The 20,025-nt window shown below is 68.7% G+C and carries 19 protein-coding genes; 9 read left to right on the top strand and 10 right to left on the bottom strand.

Features of this window, described 5'->3' with window-relative positions:
• Window positions 1–37: 37 nt before the first annotated feature.
• Window positions 38–679, bottom strand: coding sequence for an RlmE family RNA methyltransferase (locus HNV26_RS21740; RefSeq protein WP_171442982.1), 642 nt, complete (start codon window positions 677–679; stop codon window positions 38–40).
• A gap of 75 nt (window positions 680–754) precedes the next feature.
• On the opposite strand from HNV26_RS21740, the gene HNV26_RS21735 reads away from it, so the two are divergent.
• The 3 genes from HNV26_RS21735 (at window position 755) to dctA (ending at window position 2,917) form a co-directional block, all read left to right on the top strand.
• A complete protein-coding gene (locus HNV26_RS21735) occupies window positions 755–1,177 on the top strand; it encodes a hypothetical protein (RefSeq protein ID WP_171442983.1) in 423 nt (140 codons plus the stop codon).
• Between the two features lie 60 nt (window positions 1,178–1,237).
• Window positions 1,238–1,525, top strand: a complete 288-nt coding sequence (locus tag HNV26_RS21730) for a hypothetical protein (RefSeq protein WP_171442984.1) — start codon at window positions 1,238–1,240, stop codon at window positions 1,523–1,525.
• A gap of 102 nt (window positions 1,526–1,627) precedes the next feature.
• Window positions 1,628–2,917, top strand: a complete 1,290-nt coding sequence (dctA, locus tag HNV26_RS21725) for a C4-dicarboxylate transporter DctA (protein WP_171442985.1) — start codon at window positions 1,628–1,630, stop codon at window positions 2,915–2,917.
• 10 nt (window positions 2,918–2,927) lie between these two features.
• Here dctA and HNV26_RS21720 read toward each other — a convergent pair whose 3' ends face one another.
• The gene (locus HNV26_RS21720) at window positions 2,928–4,067 is read right to left on the bottom strand and encodes an acyl-CoA dehydrogenase family protein (protein ID WP_011553025.1); all 1,140 of its coding nucleotides are present in this window, start codon (window positions 4,065–4,067) and stop codon (window positions 2,928–2,930) included.
• 310 nt (window positions 4,068–4,377) lie between these two features.
• Here HNV26_RS21720 and HNV26_RS21715 point away from each other — a divergent pair, with 310 nt between their 5' ends.
• The 4 genes from HNV26_RS21715 to HNV26_RS21700 all read left to right on the top strand — a co-directional run bounded on the left by HNV26_RS21715 (window position 4,378) and on the right by HNV26_RS21700 (window position 10,587).
• Window positions 4,378–5,481 carry an efflux RND transporter periplasmic adaptor subunit gene (locus HNV26_RS21715; RefSeq protein ID WP_171442986.1) on the top strand — a complete coding sequence of 368 codons (1,104 nt, stop codon included), beginning with the start codon at window positions 4,378–4,380 and terminating at the stop codon, window positions 5,479–5,481.
• A 35-nt stretch (window positions 5,482–5,516) separates the two neighbouring features.
• A complete protein-coding gene (locus tag HNV26_RS21710; RefSeq protein ID WP_171442987.1) occupies window positions 5,517–8,657 on the top strand; it encodes an efflux RND transporter permease subunit in 3,141 nt (1,046 codons plus the stop codon).
• Window positions 8,657–9,256 carry a MarR family winged helix-turn-helix transcriptional regulator gene (locus HNV26_RS21705; RefSeq protein ID WP_171442988.1) on the top strand — a complete coding sequence of 200 codons (600 nt, stop codon included), beginning with the start codon at window positions 8,657–8,659 and terminating at the stop codon, window positions 9,254–9,256. The genes HNV26_RS21710 and HNV26_RS21705 overlap by 1 nt, the downstream gene beginning before the upstream one ends.
• Before the next feature lie 107 nt (window positions 9,257–9,363).
• Window positions 9,364–10,587, top strand: a complete 1,224-nt coding sequence (locus HNV26_RS21700; protein ID WP_171442989.1) for a hypothetical protein — start codon at window positions 9,364–9,366, stop codon at window positions 10,585–10,587.
• Here the strand turns inward: HNV26_RS21700 and HNV26_RS21695 are convergent.
• The 3 genes from HNV26_RS21695 to HNV26_RS21685 all read right to left on the bottom strand — a co-directional run bounded on the left by HNV26_RS21695 (window position 10,553) and on the right by HNV26_RS21685 (window position 12,652).
• Window positions 10,553–11,725 (bottom strand): CaiB/BaiF CoA transferase family protein, encoded by a 1,173-nt coding sequence (locus tag HNV26_RS21695; protein ID WP_171442990.1) that lies wholly within the window; start codon window positions 11,723–11,725, stop codon window positions 10,553–10,555. The two genes, HNV26_RS21700 and HNV26_RS21695, sit on opposite strands and share 35 nt — an antisense overlap.
• Window positions 11,726–11,853: 128 nt before the next feature.
• Window positions 11,854–12,177 (bottom strand): SCP2 sterol-binding domain-containing protein, encoded by a 324-nt coding sequence (locus HNV26_RS21690; RefSeq protein ID WP_011553019.1) that lies wholly within the window; start codon window positions 12,175–12,177, stop codon window positions 11,854–11,856.
• A gap of 97 nt (window positions 12,178–12,274) precedes the next feature.
• The gene (locus HNV26_RS21685) at window positions 12,275–12,652 is read right to left on the bottom strand and encodes a response regulator (protein WP_171442991.1); all 378 of its coding nucleotides are present in this window, start codon (window positions 12,650–12,652) and stop codon (window positions 12,275–12,277) included.
• A gap of 183 nt (window positions 12,653–12,835) precedes the next feature.
• On the opposite strand from HNV26_RS21685, the gene HNV26_RS21680 reads away from it, so the two are divergent.
• On the top strand, window positions 12,836–13,861 hold the full coding sequence (locus tag HNV26_RS21680) for a sensor histidine kinase (protein ID WP_171442992.1): 1,026 nt from the start codon (window positions 12,836–12,838) through the stop codon (window positions 13,859–13,861).
• A gap of 76 nt (window positions 13,862–13,937) precedes the next feature.
• On the top strand, window positions 13,938–14,183 hold the full coding sequence (tatA, locus tag HNV26_RS21675) for a twin-arginine translocase TatA/TatE family subunit (protein ID WP_026114203.1): 246 nt from the start codon (window positions 13,938–13,940) through the stop codon (window positions 14,181–14,183).
• Between the two features lie 129 nt (window positions 14,184–14,312).
• On the opposite strand, the gene HNV26_RS21670 is transcribed toward tatA, so the two are convergent.
• The 5 genes from HNV26_RS21670 to folE all read right to left on the bottom strand — a co-directional run bounded on the left by HNV26_RS21670 (window position 14,313) and on the right by folE (window position 19,987).
• The gene (locus HNV26_RS21670; protein WP_171442993.1) at window positions 14,313–16,175 is read right to left on the bottom strand and encodes an AMP-dependent synthetase/ligase; all 1,863 of its coding nucleotides are present in this window, start codon (window positions 16,173–16,175) and stop codon (window positions 14,313–14,315) included.
• Window positions 16,172–16,969 (bottom strand): tetratricopeptide repeat protein, encoded by a 798-nt coding sequence (locus HNV26_RS21665; protein ID WP_171442994.1) that lies wholly within the window; start codon window positions 16,967–16,969, stop codon window positions 16,172–16,174. Before HNV26_RS21665 ends, HNV26_RS21670 begins: the two co-directional genes overlap by 4 nt.
• Window positions 16,970–17,066: 97 nt before the next feature.
• On the bottom strand, window positions 17,067–17,813 hold the full coding sequence (locus tag HNV26_RS21660; RefSeq protein ID WP_140862228.1) for a sigma-70 family RNA polymerase sigma factor: 747 nt from the start codon (window positions 17,811–17,813) through the stop codon (window positions 17,067–17,069).
• Window positions 17,814–18,014: 201 nt separating this feature from the next.
• Window positions 18,015–19,433, bottom strand: a complete 1,419-nt coding sequence (locus HNV26_RS21655) for an FAD-binding oxidoreductase (protein WP_171442995.1) — start codon at window positions 19,431–19,433, stop codon at window positions 18,015–18,017.
• Window positions 19,430–19,987: a GTP cyclohydrolase I gene (gene folE, locus HNV26_RS21650; RefSeq protein ID WP_171442996.1), complete on the bottom strand. Its 558-nt coding sequence runs from the start codon at window positions 19,985–19,987 to the stop codon at window positions 19,430–19,432. The genes HNV26_RS21655 and folE overlap by 4 nt, the downstream gene beginning before the upstream one ends.
• Window positions 19,988–20,025 lie beyond the last annotated feature (38 nt).

Genomic DNA, 20,025 nt, shown 5'->3' with positions numbered 1-20,025 from the left:
AGACACAGCTGGACACCCGAACGTTCCACAATGAACGTCAGTTCGCCTCCGGGGCCTCTGGCGCACGGCGGCGAAGCCCCACCAGGTAGACCTCCATGCTCGCGCCGCGGGTGGCCTCCGGCCGGACCACCTTCACCTCTTCGAAGAGGGCGCGGACCTGGTTGCGGAAGTCCTCGAAGTCCCGGCCCATGAAGACCTTGGCCACGAAGGACGACCCGGGCCGGCCCCGCGCCGCGGCCAACTCCAGCGCCTTGCCCGCCAGCCGCAGGCTGCGCGCCTCGTCGGTGGCCTTGATGCCGCTCGTCTTGGGCGCCATGTCGGAGATGACGGCGTCGAAGGGGCCGGCATGGAGCTCGGTCAGCTTCGCGTCGAAGTCGTCCGCGAGCACGTCCAGCACCGCCGTCTGCACGAAGGGCTGGCTGAAGGGCCGGATGTCGACGATGTCCACGCCGATGACGCGGCCCTTCGGTCCCACGGCGTCCGCCAATATCTGGAGGAAACCTCCCGGCGCCGCCCCCAGGTCGAGCACGACGTGCCCCTTCTTCACCATGGGGAAGCGCTTGATGAGTTCATCGACCTTGAAGGCCGAACGTGCCCGCAGGCCCTCTTGCTTGGCCTTCTGGAAATAGTGGTCTTTAGGACGGTAGGGCTTGCCCATGTCAGGGGGGCTCCCTAGCATCCGCTACTGTCTTCGGGAAGCCGGAGCAGTCGCGGGTGTCACTCCCCGTGCAACGGCCAGTCCGGAGGACGTAGGATGGGCACGACCCGGAGCGTGATGACGGCGCTGTGCATCTCCCTGCTGTCGGCTGGGGGCGCTGCCTACTGCTACACCCGCGCGGACGCCCTCCAGGTGCAGGGCCAGTGGCTGATGGAGCGCGGCACCGCCCAGGCGGAGGACTACGCGACCCGGTTCGACGGCGCCGCGGCGGATGCGCAACTGAAGACGTTCGCGGAGCGCCGGGCCATCCTGGAGAAGGCTCACGGATGGCAACGCGGGATGCTGCTGGGCGTGCTGATCGCCGCGCTGGCCGCCGTCTCCGCGTACCTCCTGTTCCTCCTCAAGCGGCTGAACGACCAGCTGCTCGATGCCACGGGCGGCAGGGCACACGAAGGCGCCGCCCGGGAGTCCACCTCCCCGGAGCCCGTCCAGGCGTTGATGCCCAGTCCGCAGCGCTGAGCGCTCGCCGCCGGGCGCGGCCCGCTGGCACAATGGCGTCCCCGCTTCATGGAGGAGGCCATGCCCGGCTGCGCGCACTGTGGACACCGACTGGACATCATCGCGAACCAGGTAGGCCGGCGTGACCATTGCCCCCACTGCGGCGAGGACATCCGTTCGTGCCGCAACTGCCGTCACTTCGACCTGGGCGTGGCGAAGGAGTGCAAGGAGCCCTTCGCCGAGGTCCCCAAGGACAAGGACGGCGCGAACTTCTGCGAGCTGTTCCAGATTGGCGAAGGCGGCATCCATGAGAAGGAGAGCCGGGATGCCCTGCTGAACGCCGCGGAGGCGCTGTTCCGCAAGAAGTGACGCAGCCCGCCACCCGAAGTCCCGCGGTCCGCCGGCGCCTGGCGCCAACGAAGCGCCGAACCGGGGCGCTATAGTCCGCGCCCTCCCGAGAGAGGGGTGCGGATGCGGTGGTTGAAGAATCTGTACGTCCAGGTGCTGCTGGCCATCGCGGTGGGCATCATCCTCGGTTGGCTGCGGCCCGACCTGGGCGAGTCCATGAAACCGTTGGGCGACGGCTTCATCAAACTGGTGAAGATGATCATCGCACCGGTCATCTTCCTCACCATCGTCGCGGGCATCGCGAAGATGGGCGACCTCAAGCACGTGGGCCGCATCGGCCTCAAGGCGCTCATCTACTTCGAAGTCCTGACGACGCTGGCGCTCGTCGTGGGCATGGTGGTGGTGAACACCCTGAAGCCCGGCGCGGGGATGAACATCGACCCGGCGCAGATCGACACCTCCGGCATCACCCAGTACCGCGCGTCCGCGTCGCAGCAGGGCACCATCCCCTTCCTCCTGGACATCATCCCGCATGACTTCCTGTCGGCCTTCACCGAGGGGAAGCTGCTCCAGGTGCTGCTCGTCGCCGTGCTGACGGGCGTGGCGCTCACCCGCCTGGGGCACCTGGGGCAGCGCGTGCTCGACCTGTCGGATGACCTGGCGCAGGTCTTCTTCGGCATCGTCGGGATGATCATGAAGCTGGCGCCGCTGGGCGCCTTCGGCGCCATGGCCTTCACCGTGGGCAAGTTCGGCGTCGAATCGCTCAGCTCCCTGGGCCGGCTGCTCATCGCCGTCTACGTCACCTGCGCCCTCTTCGTGTTCCTGGCGCTGGGGCTGGTGGCGCGGCTGTCCGGCTTCTCGCTGTGGAAGCTGCTGCGCTACATGCGCAGCGAGCTGTTGCTCGTGCTGGGGACGTCGTCATCGGAGTCCGCGCTGCCCCGGCTGCTCAAGCGGCTGGAGACGCTGGGCTGCGACCGGGGCGCCGTCGGGCTGGTGCTGCCCACCGGGTACTCGTTCAACCTGGACGGGACGTGCATCTACCTGACGATGGCGGCCATCTTCATCGCCCAGGCGGTGAACGTGGACCTCTCGCTGGGCGAGGAGCTCACCTTGCTGGGCGTGCTGCTGCTGACGTCGAAGGGCGCGGCGGGCGTGACGGGCTCGGGCTTCATCACGCTGATGGCCACGCTGGCGGCGCTCAACGGCAAGGTGCCCGTGGAAGGCGTGGCCCTGCTGCTGGGCGTGGACCGCTTCATGTCCGAGGCCCGGGCCATCACCAACGTCATCGGCAACACCGTGGCGACGCTGGTGGTGTCCAAGTGGGAGGGCGTGCGTGACGACACCGTCATGCACGCCGAGCTCGACAGCGGGCCCAAGCCCCTGGAAGGGATGAGCCTGGGCCACGGCACCTGAGCGCGCGGCGCTAGAAGCCGTAGATTTTCGAGATGATCTCCTTCATCACCTCGGAGGTGCCGCCACCGATGGTGATGAGGCGCACGTCGCGCCACATGCGGGCGATGGAGGTCTCCTCCACGTAGCCCATGCCGCCGTAGAACTGCTGGCAGTCGTAGGCCACGCGCTGGGCCAGGTCGCCCGCGAACAGCTTCGCCATGGAGACCTCCTTCACCGGGTTCTCCTTCCGGTCGAAGAGGTCCACCGCGTGGTACGTCAGGCGCTTGGCCGCTTCGATGGCCGTCAGGTGCTCCACGAACTTGTGGCGCCACACCTGGAACTTCATCAGCGGCCGGCCGAAGGCCTCGCGCTCGTTGCCGTAGCGGATGGAGTCCTCCACCATCCGCTCCATGCCCGCCACCGTGGTGATGGCGCCCACCAGGCGCTCACCCTGGAAGTTGGTCATGATGTGGTAGAAGCCTTCGTTCTCCTCGCCCAACACGTAGCGGGCCGGAATCCGGCAGTCCTCGAAGTAGAGGACGGCGGTGTCCGAGGACAGGTTGCCCACCTTGTCCAGCTTCTTGGAGACGCCGAAGCCCTTCACGTCCGTGGGGAACGTCACCAGGGAGATGCCGCCGTAGCCGGCCTCGCCCGTGCGCACCGCCAGGGTGATGAAGTCCGCCCGCGTGCCGTTGGTGATCCACATCTTCGAGCCGTTGATGACGTAGTCATCCCCGTCCCGGCGCGCCGTCGTCTTGATGCTGGCCACGTCCGAACCGCAGCCCGGCTCGCTCACGCCCAGCGCGGCGATCTTCTCACCCTTCAGCGCCGGCTCCAGGAACTCGCGCTTCTGCTCGTCCGTTCCAATCTCGTTGATGATGGGCGTGGCCATCTGGCTCTGCACCAGCAGCGCCATGTTCACGCCCGCGTTGAGGCTGCGGCTCAACTCCTCCGCGAACACCGTCACGTACCAGTAGTCCAGCCCACTGCCGCCGTACTTCGGGTCGTGGTTGATGCCCAGGAAGCCCAGGTCCCCCGCCTTGCGGAACAGCTCCTTGGGGAAGATGCCCGCCCGGTCCCACTCGAGGCCGTGCGGCGTCATCTCCTTCTCCACGAAGCTGCGCACCGTGTTGCGGAAGGCCTCGTGTTCCTCGGTGAACGGGTGGGGCATGGGGTGTCCTCGGCGCGAAAGGATTGATTCTTGAATCAATAACAGGGGCCTCTAGGTGCCACAAGCACCGCGGCCCAGGCACACCGCGCCCCTCCTTGAGGACAGAGGACGGACGCACCGCGTCGTGTCATTTTCACCTGCCCGCTCGGCGGACGGCCGTTAGACGTGCCGGGGAGAAGATAGTCCGCACTCCGGAGTATCCCCTTGACAGACAGTTCAGAGACTGTAGTTTCCGGGGCGCAGACTTTCCATGTAGAAGCCGGCCCGGCTGTGTCTCCCAGGGGACAAGAGCCCCGTGACCGGCAGGAGCATGACGACCGTGATTCGACGCATGTGGATGGCCGCGGCAGTGGCAGCGGTGGTGACGACGGGCTGTGGCAAGGCCAGCAACAAGCCGGCCCTCCCGGAGCAGACGGGTCCCGCGGCATTGGGCGTGCGCGCCATCACTCCAGCCACGGAGCTGAGCGCCGACGTCACCCGCGTGACGGGGCAGATCCGCTCGAAGAACGAGGCGGTCCTGGGGCCCCAGGCGACCGGCACCATCTCGAAGATGAACGTGCGGGTGGGTGACAAGGTGAAGAAGGGCCAGGTGCTGGCGGTGCTGGACGCCTCCAACGTCGCCATCAGCGTGGAGCAGGCGCGCGCCGTGAAGCAGGCGGCGGACGCGGCGCTGGAGCTGGCCACGTCCTCCCTGGAGCGCACCCGGAAGGTGGCGGAGTCCGGCGGCGTGGCCGCCGCGGGGCTGGATCAGGCCGTGATTGGCCAGAAGCAGGCCGCCGCGCAGGCCGCCCAGGCCGCCGCCGGGCTGCGGCTGGCGGAGGAGATGCTGCGCGACCACTCCATCGTCGCCCCCTTCGACGGCGTCATCACGGCCCGCACGAAGAACATCGGTGACTCGGTGGCGATGACGCCCTCCACGCCGGTGTTCAGCATCGTCGACACGACGGGGCTGGAAGTGCGCGCGCAGGTCCCCGAGTCCGTGGTGGACAAGGTCCGCGTGGGCAGCAAGACGCAGGGCACGTTGAGCCCCAGCGGCGCGCGCTTCGACGTGCAGGTGGCCGTCGTGGGCGCGGTGGTGGACGCCACCAACCGCACGGTGGAGGTGCTGGCCGACGTGGTGGGTGAGCCTTCCACGGCGCTGCGTCCCGGCGCCCTGGTGGAGCTGGACTTCTCGAGCGCGGGCGAGGCCGACGACAAGGGCCTCTTCCTCCCCACCCAGGCCGTCAGCGCCCGGGGCCAGGAGGGCTTCGTGTGGGTGGTGCAGGACGGCACGGTGCGCAAGCGGGATGTGCGCGTCGAGCGAGTGCTGCCTGGTTACGTCCGCATCCTCCAGGGGCTGGGCGCCGACGAGCGCGTGCTCGCCGACTCCTCCCTGGACGTGAAGGAGGGCACGGCCGTCCGCGTAGTGCAGTGACGCCTGCCCTCCCCCTTCAAGTTCGGAGCTCCTGAATGCTCAAGACATTCATCACCCGCCCTGTGTTCACCGCGATGCTGATGCTCGCGGTGGTCGTTTTTGGCATCAATGCCTACCCACGCATCGGCGTGGATCAGTTCCCCGACGTCGAGTTCCCCGTCGTCACCGTCACCACGGTGCTGCCCGGCGCGGACCCGGAGTCGATGGAGAAGAACGTCAGTGACCCGCTGGAGGAGGCGCTCAACACCCTCAACGGCGTGGAGCAGCTGCGCTCCATCAACCTGGAGAGCGTGTCCCAGATCGTCGTCCGCTTCACCCTGGACACCAAGGTGGACGTGGCGTCGCAGGACGTGCGCGACCGCGTCCAGGCCACGCTGAGCAAGCTGCCGACGGAAATCGAGACGCCGGTGGTGGAGAAGTTCGACATCGGCGCGGCGCCCATCATGACGCTGTCGCTGTCCGGCGCGCTCCCCATTGAAGAGATGACGCGCGTCGCCGAGGACGTCGTGAAGCCCGCCCTCCAGCGTCAGCCGGGCGTGGGCAGCATCGACGTGGTCGGTGGCCGCGAGCGCGAAATCCAGATCGTCGTGGATCCGGAGCGGCTGCGTGGCTTCGGGCTGGCCGTCAGCGACGTGAGCCAGGCCGTGCAGGCGCAGAACCTGGACGTCCCGGGTGGCCGCACCATGGACAGCGGCCGTGAGCGCGTGGTGCGCCTGACGTCCGAGGCCAAGAGCGTGGACGAGCTGCGCAACATCATCATCGCCAGCCCCAACGGCGCGCCGGTGCGCGTGCGTGACGTGGCCGACGTGGTGGATGGTCCGGAAGAGGCGCGCTCCAGCGCCAAGAGCGGTGACCGCAGCGCCGTGGCGCTGGTGGTGCGCAAGCAGTCCGGCTCCAACACGGTGCAGGTGGCCGAGTCCATCAAGGAGTCCCTGGGAGAGGTCAACAGCCTGCTGCCCGAGGGCGTGCGCACGGAGATGGTGACGGACAACTCGCGGTTCATCCGCTCGTCCATCGCCGCGGTGCAGTTCGACCTGGTGCTCGGTGGCTTCCTCGCGGTGCTCATCGTGCTGGTGTTCCTGCGCAACCTGAACTCCACGCTGGTGGCCGCCATCGCGCTGCCGGTGTCCGTCGTCGGTACCTTCGCCGTCATGGCGGCCCTGGGCTTCACGTTCAACGTCATCACGATGCTGGCGCTGACGCTGTCCATCGGTCTGCTCATCGACGACGCCATCGTGGTCATCGAGAACATCGTCCGTCACCTGGAAGAGGGAAAGACGCCCATGCAGGCGGCGCTCGAGGGCGCCAGCCAGATCGCGCTCGCGGTGTTCGCCGTGACGCTCGCCATCGTCGCCGTGTTCATCCCCGTGGCCTTCATGGACGGGACGATGGGCATGTTCTTCTACCAGTTCGGCGTCACGGTGGCCGTGGCGGTGCTCATCTCCTACGCCGTGTCCATGACGCTCACGCCCATGCTGTCGGCGCGCATGCTGAGCCACCATGGCAACCCCACGGGCATCTCCGCGGCGGTGGAGAAGGTGCTGGTCGCCACGGAGACGGGCTACCGGAACATCCTGGCCAGCATCCTGCGGCACCGGGCCATCACCCTGGTCATCGCCGTGGTGGTGCTCTTCGTCACCCTCTTCATGGCCAGCTTCCTGAAGTTCACGTTCATCCCGGAGCAGGACAACGGCAACATCAAGCTGGCGGTGGAGCTGCCCATCGGCTCCACGCTGCAGGAGACGCAGGCGGAGCTGGACGCGCTGGACGCGCAGGTCCGCGCCCTGCCCGGCATCGACTCCACCTTCGCCACCGCCGGTGGCGGCGTGCAGGAGGAAGTGCACAAGGGCGAGCTGCTCATCAACCTGGTGCCGCTGAAGGACCGCTCCTTCAACCAGGGCGAACTGAAGACGTACCTGCGCGGCGCCATCACCCCCCGCAGTGGCGTCACCGTCACGGTGCAGGACGTCGCGGCAGTGGGCGGCGGCGGCGCCCGCACGCAGCAGATCCAGTTCAACCTCCGCGGTGACAACTGGGAAGAGGTGGTGAAGGCCGCCGAGCAGGTGCAGGGCGCCATGCGCCAGAATCCGGGCCTGGTGGACGTGGACATGACGTTCCGCTCCGGCAAGCCGCAGTACGACGTCAAGGTGGACCGCGAGCGCGCGGCCAGCCTGGGCGTCCCGGCGGCCTCGCTGGGCGCCACGCTGCGTGCCTTCCTGGGCCGCGACAAGTTCGGCGACTACCGCGAGGGTGGCGAGACGTACGAAATCAAGGTGGCCCTGCCGCCGCAGACGCTGGCCTCCGCCGACGCGCTGGGCAAGCTGACCGTGCGCAGCATGACGGGCCAGTTGGTGGAGCTGCGCAACTTCGCGACCATCACCCCCGCCGACGGCCCGGTGCAGATCGACCGCGAGTCGCAGAAGCGGCAGATCACCCTGCTGGCGAACCTGGCCTCGGGCTACGCGCTGAGCGACGGCATCAACTTCCTCAACGCGTACGCGGAGAAGGAGCTGCCCAAGACGGTCATCTACGACTTCGAGGGTAACGCGAAGGAGATGGGCAAGGCCGTGGCGGCCTTCGGCTCCGCCCTGCTGCTGGGCATCATCCTCATCTACATGATTCTCGCGGCGCAGTTCGAGAGCTTCGTCCACCCCTTCACCATCATGATGTCGCTGCCCTTCGCCCTCATCGGCGCCATTGGCGGTCTGCTCGTCACCGGTCAGGCCATGTCGATGTTCGCCCTCATCGGCATCATCATGCTCATGGGTCTGGTGGTGAAGAACGGCATCCTCCTCGTCGACTTCACGCTGCAGTTGCGTGAGGAAGGCAAGACGGCGACGGAAGCCCTGCTCCAGGCCGCTCCCGTGCGTCTGCGTCCCATCCTGATGACGACCATCGCGATGATCGCCGGCATGATTCCGGTGGCGGTCGCCAAGGGTGACGGCGCGGAGACGCGCGCGCCCATGGCCATCACCATCATCGGCGGTCTGGTGACGTCCACGTTCCTCACCCTGGGCGTGGTGCCGGTGGTGTACTCGCTGATGGACCAGCTCACCGAGAAGTTCAAGCGGCGCAAGGGTCCGGACGCGACCTCCGGTACGCCGCACGCGGTGGGTCCGAAGCACGGCGCTGAGTCGCCTTCCGTGGCCGCCGCGGCCCGGGTGGAGACCGCCTGATGCGGCGGCCGGATGACAAGCCGGCCGCGCTCGCGAATCGGCGCGGCGACCCGGGCGCGGAGGGCCAGGACCCTCCCGAGGACGGTGGCTCCGAGGAGAGCCACGGTCTGCTGGAGGAGGACGTCGAAGCCTCCACGCCCGAGTCGCGGCGCCTCCACGAGTTGCTGATTGAGTTCAGCCGCTACCGCTCCCTGAAGAACCCGCTGGCGGGCATCTGCGAGGACCTCCAGCTCACGCCCACGCAGATGCATGCGCTGTCGTGGCTGGGGAACGACGGTCCGGTGCAGGTGGGCGTCCTGGCCCTGCGGGTGGGCATCACCCGGAAGACCATCACCGGTGTGGTGGACCGCCTGGAGAGCATGGGTCTGGTGGAGCGGACCCGGGACGTGGAGGACCGGCGCGCCGTCGTCGTGCGCCTCACCGAGCAGGGCAGCAGCGTCTTCGCCCGCATCGACCGGGGCCTGGACGCGAGCCTGCGGCGCGTGCTGAGCCTGATGAGCCCCGAGGACCGCGACGCCGTGTTCGGCATCCTGGAGCGGATGCTGGCGCGCCTGACGGCCGAGGCGGAATCGGCCAGGGGCGACTCCCAGGCGAGCTGAGCTGTGCCCTCACGCGCGCCGGCCCATGCCACGGGTCGGCGCGCGAAGGACGCCGAGGGTGTCGCTGGCGCGACCGAGCGCATAAGCTCCCCCCGGCAGCCCACCGCATGACGATGACCGCCATCCTCCTCGTGAGCCTCACCCTGGGACTGGGCGCCGCCGCCCCGGCTGGCGCGCGGGCGGAGGTGACGTGGCCCGCGGTGGCGCCGTCCACCGTCCAGTTGCGGGCCCCTGGGAGTGCGGCGCCTCCGCCCGACGTGTCCTCGCTGCTGGCCTCCCGGTGCAGGCAGTGGGCCGCCTCGCCCGACAACCCCTGGGCGCTGGCCCATGGCCTGGCGCTGGACGGCCGGGACTTCCGCACCCGCGACGGTCAGCCTGCGGCGGATGCCATCATCGCGCGCTACCTGCGCCGGACACCGCCCCCGTCCCACTCCCCCGCCGCTGCCCAGCGGCTCTTCTTCGACAGCCGAACCGCCAACGGCACGCCGGTGGAGCCCCACCCTGCCCTTCAGCTCAAGAGCCTGCTGCACGCGGGCTACCCGGTGCGCCACCGCTTCAACGCGTCCTGGGGCCCCGTCATGGTGCAGGCGCTGGTGGAGCAGTTGCAGCTCGACTTCCGACCCTCGCTCGTGGCCCATCCCGAGGGTGCCTGGGCGCTGGACGCCCTGTCCCTGGCGATGGAGCCCGGCGCCACGTTCCGCACCAGCGAGGGCAAGACGGTCCACATCGACACGGTGATGCGGAACGCGCTCGCCACGCTCGAAGCCGCCCAGGCCGAGCTGTCCGCGGCGATGCGCGCGGGGCGGACGCAGGTCCCCAAGCGAAAGCAGGGCATCTACGCCCACCCGTGCGGCGGGCTTCACTACTTCCAGGCCGTGGCGGGCTGGGCCCGGCATGCCTCCGTGCGCAAGGCGTGGCGCAAGCGGCTGGACGCGCAAGTGGACGTGCTGCTGTACCGGCTGGACTCGGAAGGCCGGCAGTACGAGGCCGCGCTGGCCGACGCGCCGTTCGCGCACCGGCTGCCCCTGCTGGTGCAGATGCTGAAGTTCCAGGGTCACCTGCTGGAGACGCTCGGCCGCTACCGCGACGACACCCGGTGGCGGCCCACGAAGGCCCAGCAGCAGACGGTGGAGCGGGCGCGCACGGCCCTGGAGCACACCGTGCGCCGGCTGGAAGCCGGTGGCGCCTTCGATGCGTGGCCAGCGCTGGCCGAACGGCAGCCGCAGCTCGCGTTGGACTTGTTGGGCGACACCTGCCACGCCGCGCGCGGCGAGGCCCTGTGGCGGACGCCCGCCGTCAGTGCCCCAGCCGCGCAAGCTCCTGCGCGGTAAAGCCCGCCGCTTCCAGAATCTCCCGCGAGTGCTGCCCCAGCGCGGGCGGCGCGCGCAGCGGCGTGTCGCCCATGCGCAGTGGCGTCAGCAGGTGCGTCACCTTGCGGCCCAGCACCGCGTCCTCCGTCTCCACGAAGAGGCCCCGGGCCTGGAGCTGCGGGTCCTTCAGCACGTCGTCCCCTTCCGCCACGGGCTCGATGCAGAGGTCGGAGCCCGCGAAGCGCTCCTGCCAGTACGCCAGTGGGTGCTCGGCGAACAGGCGCGTCAGCTCCGCCTTCACGCGCGCGCCGGGCTCGCCCGGGGCGTAGGCGTCCTCCAGCAGCTCCGGACGCCCCAGCCGCTCACACACGCCCGCGAAGAACTTGGGCTCCAGCGCGCCCACCGCGAGCCACCGGTCATCCGCCGTGCGGTACAGGCCGTAGCACGCGTAGCCGCCGTTGAGCGCCTCCTTGCCCCGATGAAGGGCGGCGCCTTCCGCCCCCATGAAGAGGCGCGACGCCAGGTGCATGTGCAGGAAGGCCAGCGCGCCGTCCGTCATGGACACGTCCACGAAGCGCCCCTGCCCCGTGCGCTCACGCTCGTGCAGCGCCGCCAGGATGCCCACCAGCGCGAAGAGGCTGCCGCCGCCAATGTCCCCCATCTGCACGCCAGGAAACGCGGGCGCGCCGCCGGCCTCACCGCCGTAGCCCAGCAGGCCGGCGCGGGCCGCGTAGTTCAAGTCATGCCCCGCCTTCAGCCGGTCCGGCCCCGTCTGCCCGTAGCCGGAGATGGCGCAGTAGATGAGCCGGGGGTTCTCCGCGCGCAGCACGGACTCGCCCACGCCCAGCTTGTCCATGACGCCGGGCCGGAAGCTCTCCACCAGCACGTCGTAGTGGCGCACCAGCCGCTTCAGCGCCTCGCGGCCCTCGGGCTGCTTCAGGTTCAACGTCAGGGAGCGCTTGTTCCGATTGAGGCCGTAGAACAGGCCGCTGACGTCATCCCGCAGGGGCGGCATCTGGCGGATGTAGTCCCCGCCCTCCGGCTCCTCCACCTTGTCCACGGTGGCGCCCAGGTCCGCCAGCACCAGGGTGGCGTAGGGGCCGGGCAGCAGGCGCGACAAGTCCAGCACGCGCAGGCCTGTGAGCGGGAGCGACGACATGGGCATTCCTCAGGAGCGAGCGACGGGGAGGTGGAAACGACTGCGGCGCGCCCCTGTGAAGGAGACGCGCCGCGTGCGGCAGAAGCCAGCGGGCGGAGTCCACCCGCAGCGCTCCGGTCCGCCGGAAATTAGAGCAGCTTCGCGAGCTTCATCGCGAGGCCCATGTCCATGGGCTTGAACTTCAGCTTGCCCTGCATGGCCGCCATCTGCGCGTTGAGCTTCTTCTCGCGAATCTTCACGAAGTCGTCGTTGCTCACGGAGATGGTCATCTTCGCGTTGTCGACCGCACCTTCCGTCACCCAGCCCTCCGACTTGGTGGCGTCCAGCGTCCACTTCCCGCCGCCCTCACCCGACACGTCGAAGACGATGACGGCGTTGATTTCCTTCGCCAGCTCCGGCTTCGCCTTGAGGGTCTCCGGAATCTGGTTCTCGATGATGTCCTTCGCGCTCACGACACACTCCTTGGCCTGATCGTTGATTTTAAAATCAAAGACAGGGGGGACCGTAATGGCGCCCCCCTGACAGGTCAAGACACGGATGCGGCATCTGTCACGCGATGGTGGACGCGGCGGCGGGGTTCAGCGAGCGGCGAACCATGTCCAACAAATCGTTGAGTTCGAACGGCTTGGCCAGATGCCCCACCGCGCCAATGTCGGAGGCCTTGCTGCCCACGTTGCGGTCCGCGCTCAGGACGATGAGGGGGATGCGCGCCACCTCGGGCGGCTTCTGCCGCATCCGCTGGGCGAACTCCCAGCCGTCCATCACCGGCATCATCAAGTCCAACAGGATGAGGTTGGGCGGTTCCGGCTCGAGCCGGTCCAACGCCTCCTTCCCGTTCCGCGCCCGGCGGATTTCGAAGCCTTCGGCTTCCAGAATCTCTGAAAGGGCCTCCAGGATGTCCGGGTCGTCATCGACGACCAGGACCACCGGGGCCCTCGCATGCTGTGCATTGTGCAAGGTCAGAGCAGTCTCCCGAGGTGCGACGCTGGGATTCTTCCACCATCCTCCCACACGGCCGCGCAAGAAAATGCGCCCACGCCGCCAGACATGGGCCTACGTTGCAAAACCGACAGTCACTGCCCACCCTTTCCGTGACCTGATGGACTGGGGGTGCGGAACGTGGCGAGCGAGGGGGAGCTGAAAGCAGGCGACATGGCGGCACCCGGGCTCCTGCTCCTGCCTCGCGGAGGCAGCCCGCGCCTGCTCGGGCGCTCGCTGCTGGGGCAGCTCGGCTTGGAGGCGCTCCCCAGCCGCGTGGACTCCCTGCCGGAGCTCATGGCGGTGGCGGGCTTCCAGCGGCGCCCTGGGAGCGGCAGCCTCTGGGAGCGGGACGGCCAGGTGCTGATGGCGGGCGAGGAGACGCTGGAGGACCACGCGCTGCTGCTGTGGACGTCGCCCCTGGCGTGGGACGAGGCCGGGGTGCGGCGGCGCGTGCGCTACCTGTCCATGGCGTCGCATGACCTGCGGGGCTCACTGGCCAACGTGCGCTCGTACGCGGCCCTGCTGCTCAACGGCCGCGTGCCCCTGGAGGCCAAGGTGCAGCGCGGCCTGGAGACCATCCTCCGCAACGCGGACCGCTCGCTCGCCTTCGCCCAGGACTTCTTCGACGCCAGCCGGGCGGACCTGGGCTCCCTGCCCTGCGAGCAGGAGCGCCAATCCCTGCTGCCCCTGCTGGACGCGGCGGTGGAGCGGCAGCGCGCCGCGGCCTCCGCGGCCCAGGTGGCGCTCGTGTTGGGCCTGAATCCGGCGCAGGCGGTGCCCGTGGTCGTCGTGGACGGGGCCCGCATCCAACACGCCGTGGAGTCATTCATCCAGTACCAGTTGGCCCGCGCCCAACCGGGTGAGGTCATCCGATTGGGCCTCCAAGACTTCGCGCCCCGGGTGCGCGTGGAGGTCCGCCGGGACGGGGCGCCCCTGACGGACGAGGACGTCGCCGCCGTCTTCCAGCGCGAGGAGCGCGCCTTCCGGGAGAAGCGGCTGGAGGACCCCTTGCGCGTCTACCTGGCCCGGCAGGAGGTGGAGGCCCATGGGGGTAGCGTGGGCGTCGAGTCGGACCGAGGTGGCAGCACCCTCTTCCTCACCCTGCCCCAGGCCCCCGTCGCGGCGCTCGGTTCTCCAGCAACCATGCAGGCTTGAATCGCCCGCTGGTCTTGCTGGCGGTCGGCGGCGCCCGTCGGTATGCTCCTTGGCGTCTTCGCGAAGGAGCCGAGTGATGGGTTTGAAGGGAATGGAAATCCTGCTGATCATGGGGGTGCTGCTGCTCCTGTTCGGAGCGTCGCGCCTGCCACAGCTGGGCTCTTCGCTGGGGAGCGCGATCCGCAACTTCAAGCGCGGTTTTGGCGGTGAGGGCGAGGACGCGGCGGCCCCTGGGGACAAGAAGGGCTCCGGGACGCTCTCCAGCAGCACCGGCGTGCAGAACGACGTCACCAAGAGCCAGACGCCCAGCGGCCACGTCTGATCCGCCGCCGGGTGGCCATGCCCCCCCCGGCAGGACGTGAGCAGTGCCCTGAAACGCGCAACGCCCGAGCCACCCCCTAGAACGAGGGGTGGGCCGGGCGTTCGCTTTTGCCCTGCGCGTGGCGTGGGCTCAGTCGACCACGGTCGTGCCTTCGTACATCCGGTCGAGCTGCGCCTTGTACTTCTGGGTGCAGACCTTCCGCTTCACGCTGAGCTTGGGCGTCAGCTCCTCCGTCTCCTGGCTGAAGTCGTTCTCCAGCACGGTGAAGCGCTTGAGCGTGGCGTAGGGCGGCTGCTGCGTGTTGACCTGATCCACCGCGGCCTTCACCGCCGCCTGGACCTCCGGACGCCGGGCATTGTCCGCGTAGCTGCCCACGGGGGCGCCCTGGTCCTGGAGGAGCTTGCGCGCGCCCTCCTCCGACACGGTGATGAGCACCACCAGGTACGGCCGCTTGTCGCCGTACACCATGGCCTGACTGATGATGGCGTGCGTCTTGAGGGCGTTCTCGAGGTTCTGCGGCGCCACGTTCTTCCCGCCCGCGGTGACGATGAGGTCCTTCTTGCGGTCGGTGATGCGCAGGTAGTTGTCCGCGTCCAGCTCGCCGATGTCACCGGTGTGGAACCAGTTCTCCGCGTCGATGGCCTCCGCCGTGGCCTCGGGGTTCTTGTAGTACCCCTTCATGACGGCCGGGCCGCGGATGAGGATTTCGCCGTCGGAGGCAATCATCACCTCCATGCCCGGCACGGGCGCGCCCACGCTGCCAATCTTGATCTTGTGCTCGCGATTGACGGTGGTGCCGGCGCACGTCTCCGTCAGGCCGTAGCCCTCCAGCACCTTGAGGCCCAGCAGGTCGAAGAAGTAGCCAATCTTCGGAGACAGGGGCGCGCCGCCGGAGATGAACACGCGCATGTTGCCGCCCAGCTTCTCGCTGATGGCCGCGTGCACCTTGGAGAACACCAGCCTCTTCGCCAACGCGAAGCCCAGGGTGGCGTACTCGCGCCCCTGGCTGCGGGCCTCGACGTACTCGTCGAACAGCTGGAAGGCCCAGCGGAAGAGCCGGCCCTTGAGCCCCGGGGCCGCCGAGCCGTTGGCCACCACGTTGTTGTAGACCTTCTCGAAGACGCGCGGCACCGACGGCAGCACCGAGGGACGCGTCTCCACCAGGTTGGCCAGCAGCTTGTCCACCGACTCCGCGACGACGAGCCGGTAACCCATGCTCAGCCAGGCGGCCTTCACCACCTGCGCGAAGACGTGCGCCAGCGGCAGGAACAGCATCACCGAGTCAGAGGGCACCATCATCCCCACCGACTGGGCGGCCTTCGCCTCGAAGGCCCAGTTGCGGTGCGTGAGGATGACGCCCTTGGGGTCGCCCGTCGTACCGGACGTGTAGATGATGGAGGCGGTGTCCTCCATGGACACGCCCGCCACCCGCGCGTCGAAGTCGTCCGGACGGGCGGCGTGCTCGGTGCGGCCCTGGGCGACGACGTCGGCGATTGACAGCTCGGTGCCACCGGCGACGGGGCCCTCGAAGGCGATGATGCGGCGGAGCGCCGGACACTCCGCCAGCGTCTGACGCAGGCGCGTGAGCCGGCCCGCCTGCCGGGCGTCCTTCTCGTCGTTGTCCACGAAGACGAGCGTCGTCTCGGAGTGGTTGAGGATGTACCGGCACTCCTCCGGCGTGTTGGACGCATAGATGGGGACGGTGATGGCCTGCGCGGCGCTGATGGCCACGTCGCAGATGAGCCACTGCAGACTGGTGTTCGCGAAAATCGCCACCCGGTCCCCGGGCTTCACCCCCTGGGCAACCAGGCCCGCGGAGAGCGCTTTCACCTCGTCCAAGAACTGGGCGAAGGTGACGTCCTGCCAGCGGCCGTCCTTCTTGTGGCTTGCGCCCACCGTCGACGCGTTCTTCGCGCGCTGAATGAGCAGTTGGACCAGCGTCGCATCACCCCCCGCGGTAGCGGAAGCCGCTACCTGATTCTCTGCCCTCATCTGAGCTCCTTCTCGATATCGGCTTCGACTTTCTTGGACCACTCCTGCACGCGCCGCCCCTCCGCGGGGTCGTACGCGATGCTGCCTTGCTTCACCTTTTGAATGGCCTCGCGCGCCTTCGCGGCCTTGCCGTCCTTGAGGAGCGTCTCCGCCAGGAAGTAGTAGGCGCGCAGCATCTGCGGGTGCTTCGCGATGGACTTTTCGTAGAGGCTGGCGGACTTCGCCAGGTCGCGCTTGGGCCAGGGCAGCTCGTAGTAGTAGCGGCCCTTGGCCAGCAGCGGCGCGCCCCGGTCGTAGCCCGGGTCAATCTGGATGGCCTTGTCGAGCCGCTCGTTGAACTTGCCCTCGAGCCCCTCGCCCAACGCCTTCATGATGCCCACGGCCTGCGAGTAGGCGCCAATGCCGGTGGCCGCGTAGTAGTGGCCCTCCACCCGGGCGGGGTTGAGCTTCACCGCCTTCTCCCCCCAGTCCCACGTCTGGCGGCCCAGCACCTTCTTGAGCTTCTCGTTGGCCGCCCCGTCCGCCTGCCACTGGAGGATGCGCGCCTTGCGCCAGACCAGCTCGTAGTCCTCCGGCGCGGCGTCCAGCGCCGTCTTCAAGGCGCCCTCGTAGGCCTTCTCCCCACCGGACTCGCCGCGCTTCGCGTACAGCGCGTCAAGCTCGGACAACAGAGAGGCCTCAGCCCCCCAGGCAGGCAGGCTCAGGAGGAGGCTCAAAGCAAATGAAATCAGGCGCATAAGCGCCGGGCTTAGCACGCACTTTTGCCCGGTAGCAAACCATCGGCGGCCAAACATCCGCCAAACGACAAGAGGCGGGAGCGGCCCGGAATGACCCGGTCCGTCCCGCCCCGATGACGCGCCTTCCCAGGTGGGAAGGGCCCTGGATGGCCGCTCACGCCGCGTCGGCGGCCCGCTCGCCCAGGTGCTCCTCGTTCTCGTTGAACGCCTGCAGGTAGCGCTCCAGGAAGTTCTTCGTCTTCAGCTCCACCTGACGCACGCGCTCGCGCGACACGCCCCACCGCTGGCCCAGCTCCTCCAGCGTCAGCGGCTTGTCCTGCGTCAGCCGCTCCGTGAGGATGTCCCAGCCCAGGTCACCAATGCGCTTGCGCACCTTGGCGAGCGCCTCCTGAATCTCCGTGTCCTGCTCGTGCGCCAGGAACACCTGCTGAGGCGAAGGGCTGTTGTCCTCCAGCCGGTCGAGGAAGGTCGTCTCGCCGTCCTCGTCGATGGTGGCGTCCAGCGAGAAGTCCACCATGCTGCCGCGCTCGGCCTCACCACCACGCACCTGGCTGCGGTTGTCCTTCAGGTACCGGGTGATGTAGGCGCGAATCCACCACACCGCATAGGTGGCGAAGCGCACGTTCTTCTTCGGATCGAAGTGCTCGATCGCCTTCATGAGACCGACGTTGCCCTCCTGGATGAGGTCATCCAGTCGCGCGCCGCGATTGGCGAACTTCTTCGCCACGGCGACCACGAAGGCCAGATTGGAGCTGGCAAGCGTCTGCCGCGCGGACTCGTCACCCTTGCGGGCGCGGCGCGCAAGCTCGTACTCCTGCTCACGCGTCAGCTGCTGGTGCCCGCCCAGGTTCCGAAGGTAGTGCGACAGGCCTTCGGCTGCGTACTTCGTCGAATTGGCCATGATTTCCCGTCCTCCGTTCGATGCCGGACGCGCTCTCCCCCCGCCGCCTCGCGTCCACCTGGAACTAAGACGCGCAACGAGCGAAAGGGTTTCTCATTCCAGGTCCGATTAGGCATTTCGCGCGACATTCCCAGCCCTTCCCACGCTTTGGACGGTAAGCCGCTCGACGCCGGGACAAAAACGAGCCGCGTCGGCCACGAATCAAGAACGCATGAGCGCGGGGAAGATTTTCGACGGGTTGAGCAGCCCTGATGGATCGAAGAAGGCCTTGAGCCTGCGCTGCAGGTCGATGAGCGCGGGGGACTGCTCCAGCGAAAGATATTCCCGCTTCGCGTGCCCCACACCGTGCTCGCCTGTGATGGTTCCGCCCAGTTCCACGGTCATCACCAACATGCGCCGCAGGGCCTCATCCACCAGCGGCCGTTGGTGGGCGCCCTCGTAGAGGATGTTGGCGTGCAGGTTCCCGTCGCCCGCATGGCCATACGTGGCCACGGTGAGCCCCAGCTCCGCGCCCATGGCCTTCAAGCGCTCGATGACTTCTGGAATCTTCGAGCGGGGCACGACGATGTCCTCGGAAATCTTGTGAGGCTTGAGGGCCCGGAGGGCCGGGGAAATCACCCTGCGCGCGGCCCAGAGCTTCTCACGCTGGGAAGCATCCTGGGCCACCAGCGTCTCCGTGGCGCCGTGGCTGGCACAGATGTCACCCAACTGCGACAGCTCGGCGAGCAAGCCCTCGCGGCCGTTGCCGTCCACCTCCACGATGACAGCGGAGCCCGCGCCCGGAGGGAACTGGAAGCCGCGGCCGTTCACCGCCTGCAGGGCCACGTCATCGATGAGTTCCAGGCAACGCGGGAGGATGCCCGCGGCCAGCACGGCGGACACCGCGCGCGCGGCGTGCAACACGGACGGGAACACCACCAGGGCCGTCAGCACCTCGCGCGGCAGCGGGATGAGCTGGACGGTGATTTCGGTGGCGACGCCCAGCGTGCCCTCCGAGCCGACGAAGAGGCCCACCAGGTCATAACCCGCCACGCCCTTGATGGTGCGCCGGCCCACCCGTACCACCTCGCCGTCCGGGAGCACCCACTCCAGTCCGATGACGTAGTCGCGCGTGACACCGTATTTGAGCGCCCGAGGCCCGCCGGCGTTCTCCGCCACGTTGCCGCCCAGCGTGCACACCTCCCAGGAGTTCGGGTCCGGTGGATAGAAGAGCCCTACCGCCTCCACGGACTTCATCAGGTCGCCGGTGATGACGCCGGGCTGCACCACCGCGGTGAGGTCCTCGGGGGAGATGGAGAGGATGCGGTTCATCCGCTCCAGGCTCACCGCCACGCCACCATGCAAGGGCAGCGAGCCGCCGCTCTTGCCGCTGCGCGCGCCACAGGGGGTGAAGGGCACGCCGTGCACCGCGCACGCCTTGAAGACCTGCGACACCTGCCGCGTGTCCGCGGGGAAGACGACGAGGTCCGGCGCATGGACGCCACTGTCGGACTCGTCACGGGCGTAGGCGGCCAGCGCGGCGTCATCCACGCGCAGCTGCTCCGGAGCCAGGACGGTGGCCAACGCCTCGCGCACGCGGGCCACGCGGCCGGGCTCCACGCGCGGCGGGGGCGCGCTCATCGCCGGGCCCCCAACCGGGCCCACAGCTCACGGCGCAGGGGACCGTCGCGCCGCAGGGTGCCTTCATAGGCCTCCGCGTGGGTGACGGCGTCGCGCTGCTTGTCTCCGCGCAGGCGCAGGCACGCCTGCTCCGCTTCGATGATGCATGCGGTGGCGGGGCTGCCCAGCACCTGCGCCAGGGAGCGCGCCACTTCCCGCGCCATGTCCTCCTGGAGGATGAGCCGGTGCGCGAAGCAGTCCACCAGCGATGACAGCCGGCCAAAGCCCACCACCCGCTTGCCCGGCACGTAGGCCACGTGGGCCCGCCCGGTGAGCGGCAGCAGGTGGTGCGGGCACATGGAGTGGAAGCGCAGGTCCGTCACCACCACCAGCTCGCCGGAGGAGCCCGGCGGCGCGGGGAACGTCTCCCCCAGCGCCTGCTCCGGGGTGCGGCTGTAGCCGTCGAGGAACTCGGCCGTCCAGGCCTCGGCCACGCGCGTGGGGGTGTCCGCCAGGTGGACATCCTGGAGGTTCAGGCCGGCGGCGCGCAGGAAGTCCGCCACGGCACGCGCCATGGCCGAGGCATCGGGGACACCGGCGGGGGGGGCAACGG

The organism is Myxococcus xanthus, assembly GCF_013116825.1.
Lineage (GTDB): Bacteria > Myxococcota > Myxococcia > Myxococcales > Myxococcaceae > Myxococcus > Myxococcus xanthus_B.
The sequence above is the reverse complement of the archived record's forward strand: the minus strand, read 5'-3'. Positions and strand labels throughout refer to the sequence as shown.

Excerpts from the sequence above, each read along its gene's own strand:
- HNV26_RS21740 (WP_171442982.1), bottom strand. The coding sequence starts at position 679 with ATGCTAGGGAGCCCCCCTGACATGGGCAAGCCCTACCGTCCTAAAGAC.
- HNV26_RS21735 (WP_171442983.1), top strand. The coding sequence starts at position 755 with ATGGGCACGACCCGGAGCGTGATGACGGCGCTGTGCATCTCCCTGCTG.
- HNV26_RS21730 (WP_171442984.1), top strand. The coding sequence starts at position 1,238 with ATGCCCGGCTGCGCGCACTGTGGACACCGACTGGACATCATCGCGAAC.
- dctA (WP_171442985.1), top strand. The coding sequence starts at position 1,628 with ATGCGGTGGTTGAAGAATCTGTACGTCCAGGTGCTGCTGGCCATCGCG.
- HNV26_RS21720 (WP_011553025.1), bottom strand. The coding sequence starts at position 4,067 with ATGCCCCACCCGTTCACCGAGGAACACGAGGCCTTCCGCAACACGGTG.
- HNV26_RS21715 (WP_171442986.1), top strand. The coding sequence starts at position 4,378 with ATGACGACCGTGATTCGACGCATGTGGATGGCCGCGGCAGTGGCAGCG.
- HNV26_RS21710 (WP_171442987.1), top strand. The coding sequence starts at position 5,517 with ATGCTCAAGACATTCATCACCCGCCCTGTGTTCACCGCGATGCTGATG.
- HNV26_RS21705 (WP_171442988.1), top strand. The coding sequence starts at position 8,657 with ATGCGGCGGCCGGATGACAAGCCGGCCGCGCTCGCGAATCGGCGCGGC.
- HNV26_RS21700 (WP_171442989.1), top strand. The coding sequence starts at position 9,364 with ATGACGATGACCGCCATCCTCCTCGTGAGCCTCACCCTGGGACTGGGC.
- HNV26_RS21695 (WP_171442990.1), bottom strand. The coding sequence starts at position 11,725 with ATGTCGTCGCTCCCGCTCACAGGCCTGCGCGTGCTGGACTTGTCGCGC.
- tatA (WP_026114203.1), top strand. The coding sequence starts at position 13,938 with ATGGGTTTGAAGGGAATGGAAATCCTGCTGATCATGGGGGTGCTGCTG.
- HNV26_RS21670 (WP_171442993.1), bottom strand. The coding sequence starts at position 16,175 with ATGAGGGCAGAGAATCAGGTAGCGGCTTCCGCTACCGCGGGGGGTGAT.
- HNV26_RS21665 (WP_171442994.1), bottom strand. The coding sequence starts at position 16,969 with ATGTTTGGCCGCCGATGGTTTGCTACCGGGCAAAAGTGCGTGCTAAGC.
- HNV26_RS21660 (WP_140862228.1), bottom strand. The coding sequence starts at position 17,813 with ATGGCCAATTCGACGAAGTACGCAGCCGAAGGCCTGTCGCACTACCTT.
- HNV26_RS21655 (WP_171442995.1), bottom strand. The coding sequence starts at position 19,433 with ATGAGCGCGCCCCCGCCGCGCGTGGAGCCCGGCCGCGTGGCCCGCGTG.
- folE (WP_171442996.1), bottom strand. The coding sequence starts at position 19,987 with ATGGCGCGTGCCGTGGCGGACTTCCTGCGCGCCGCCGGCCTGAACCTC.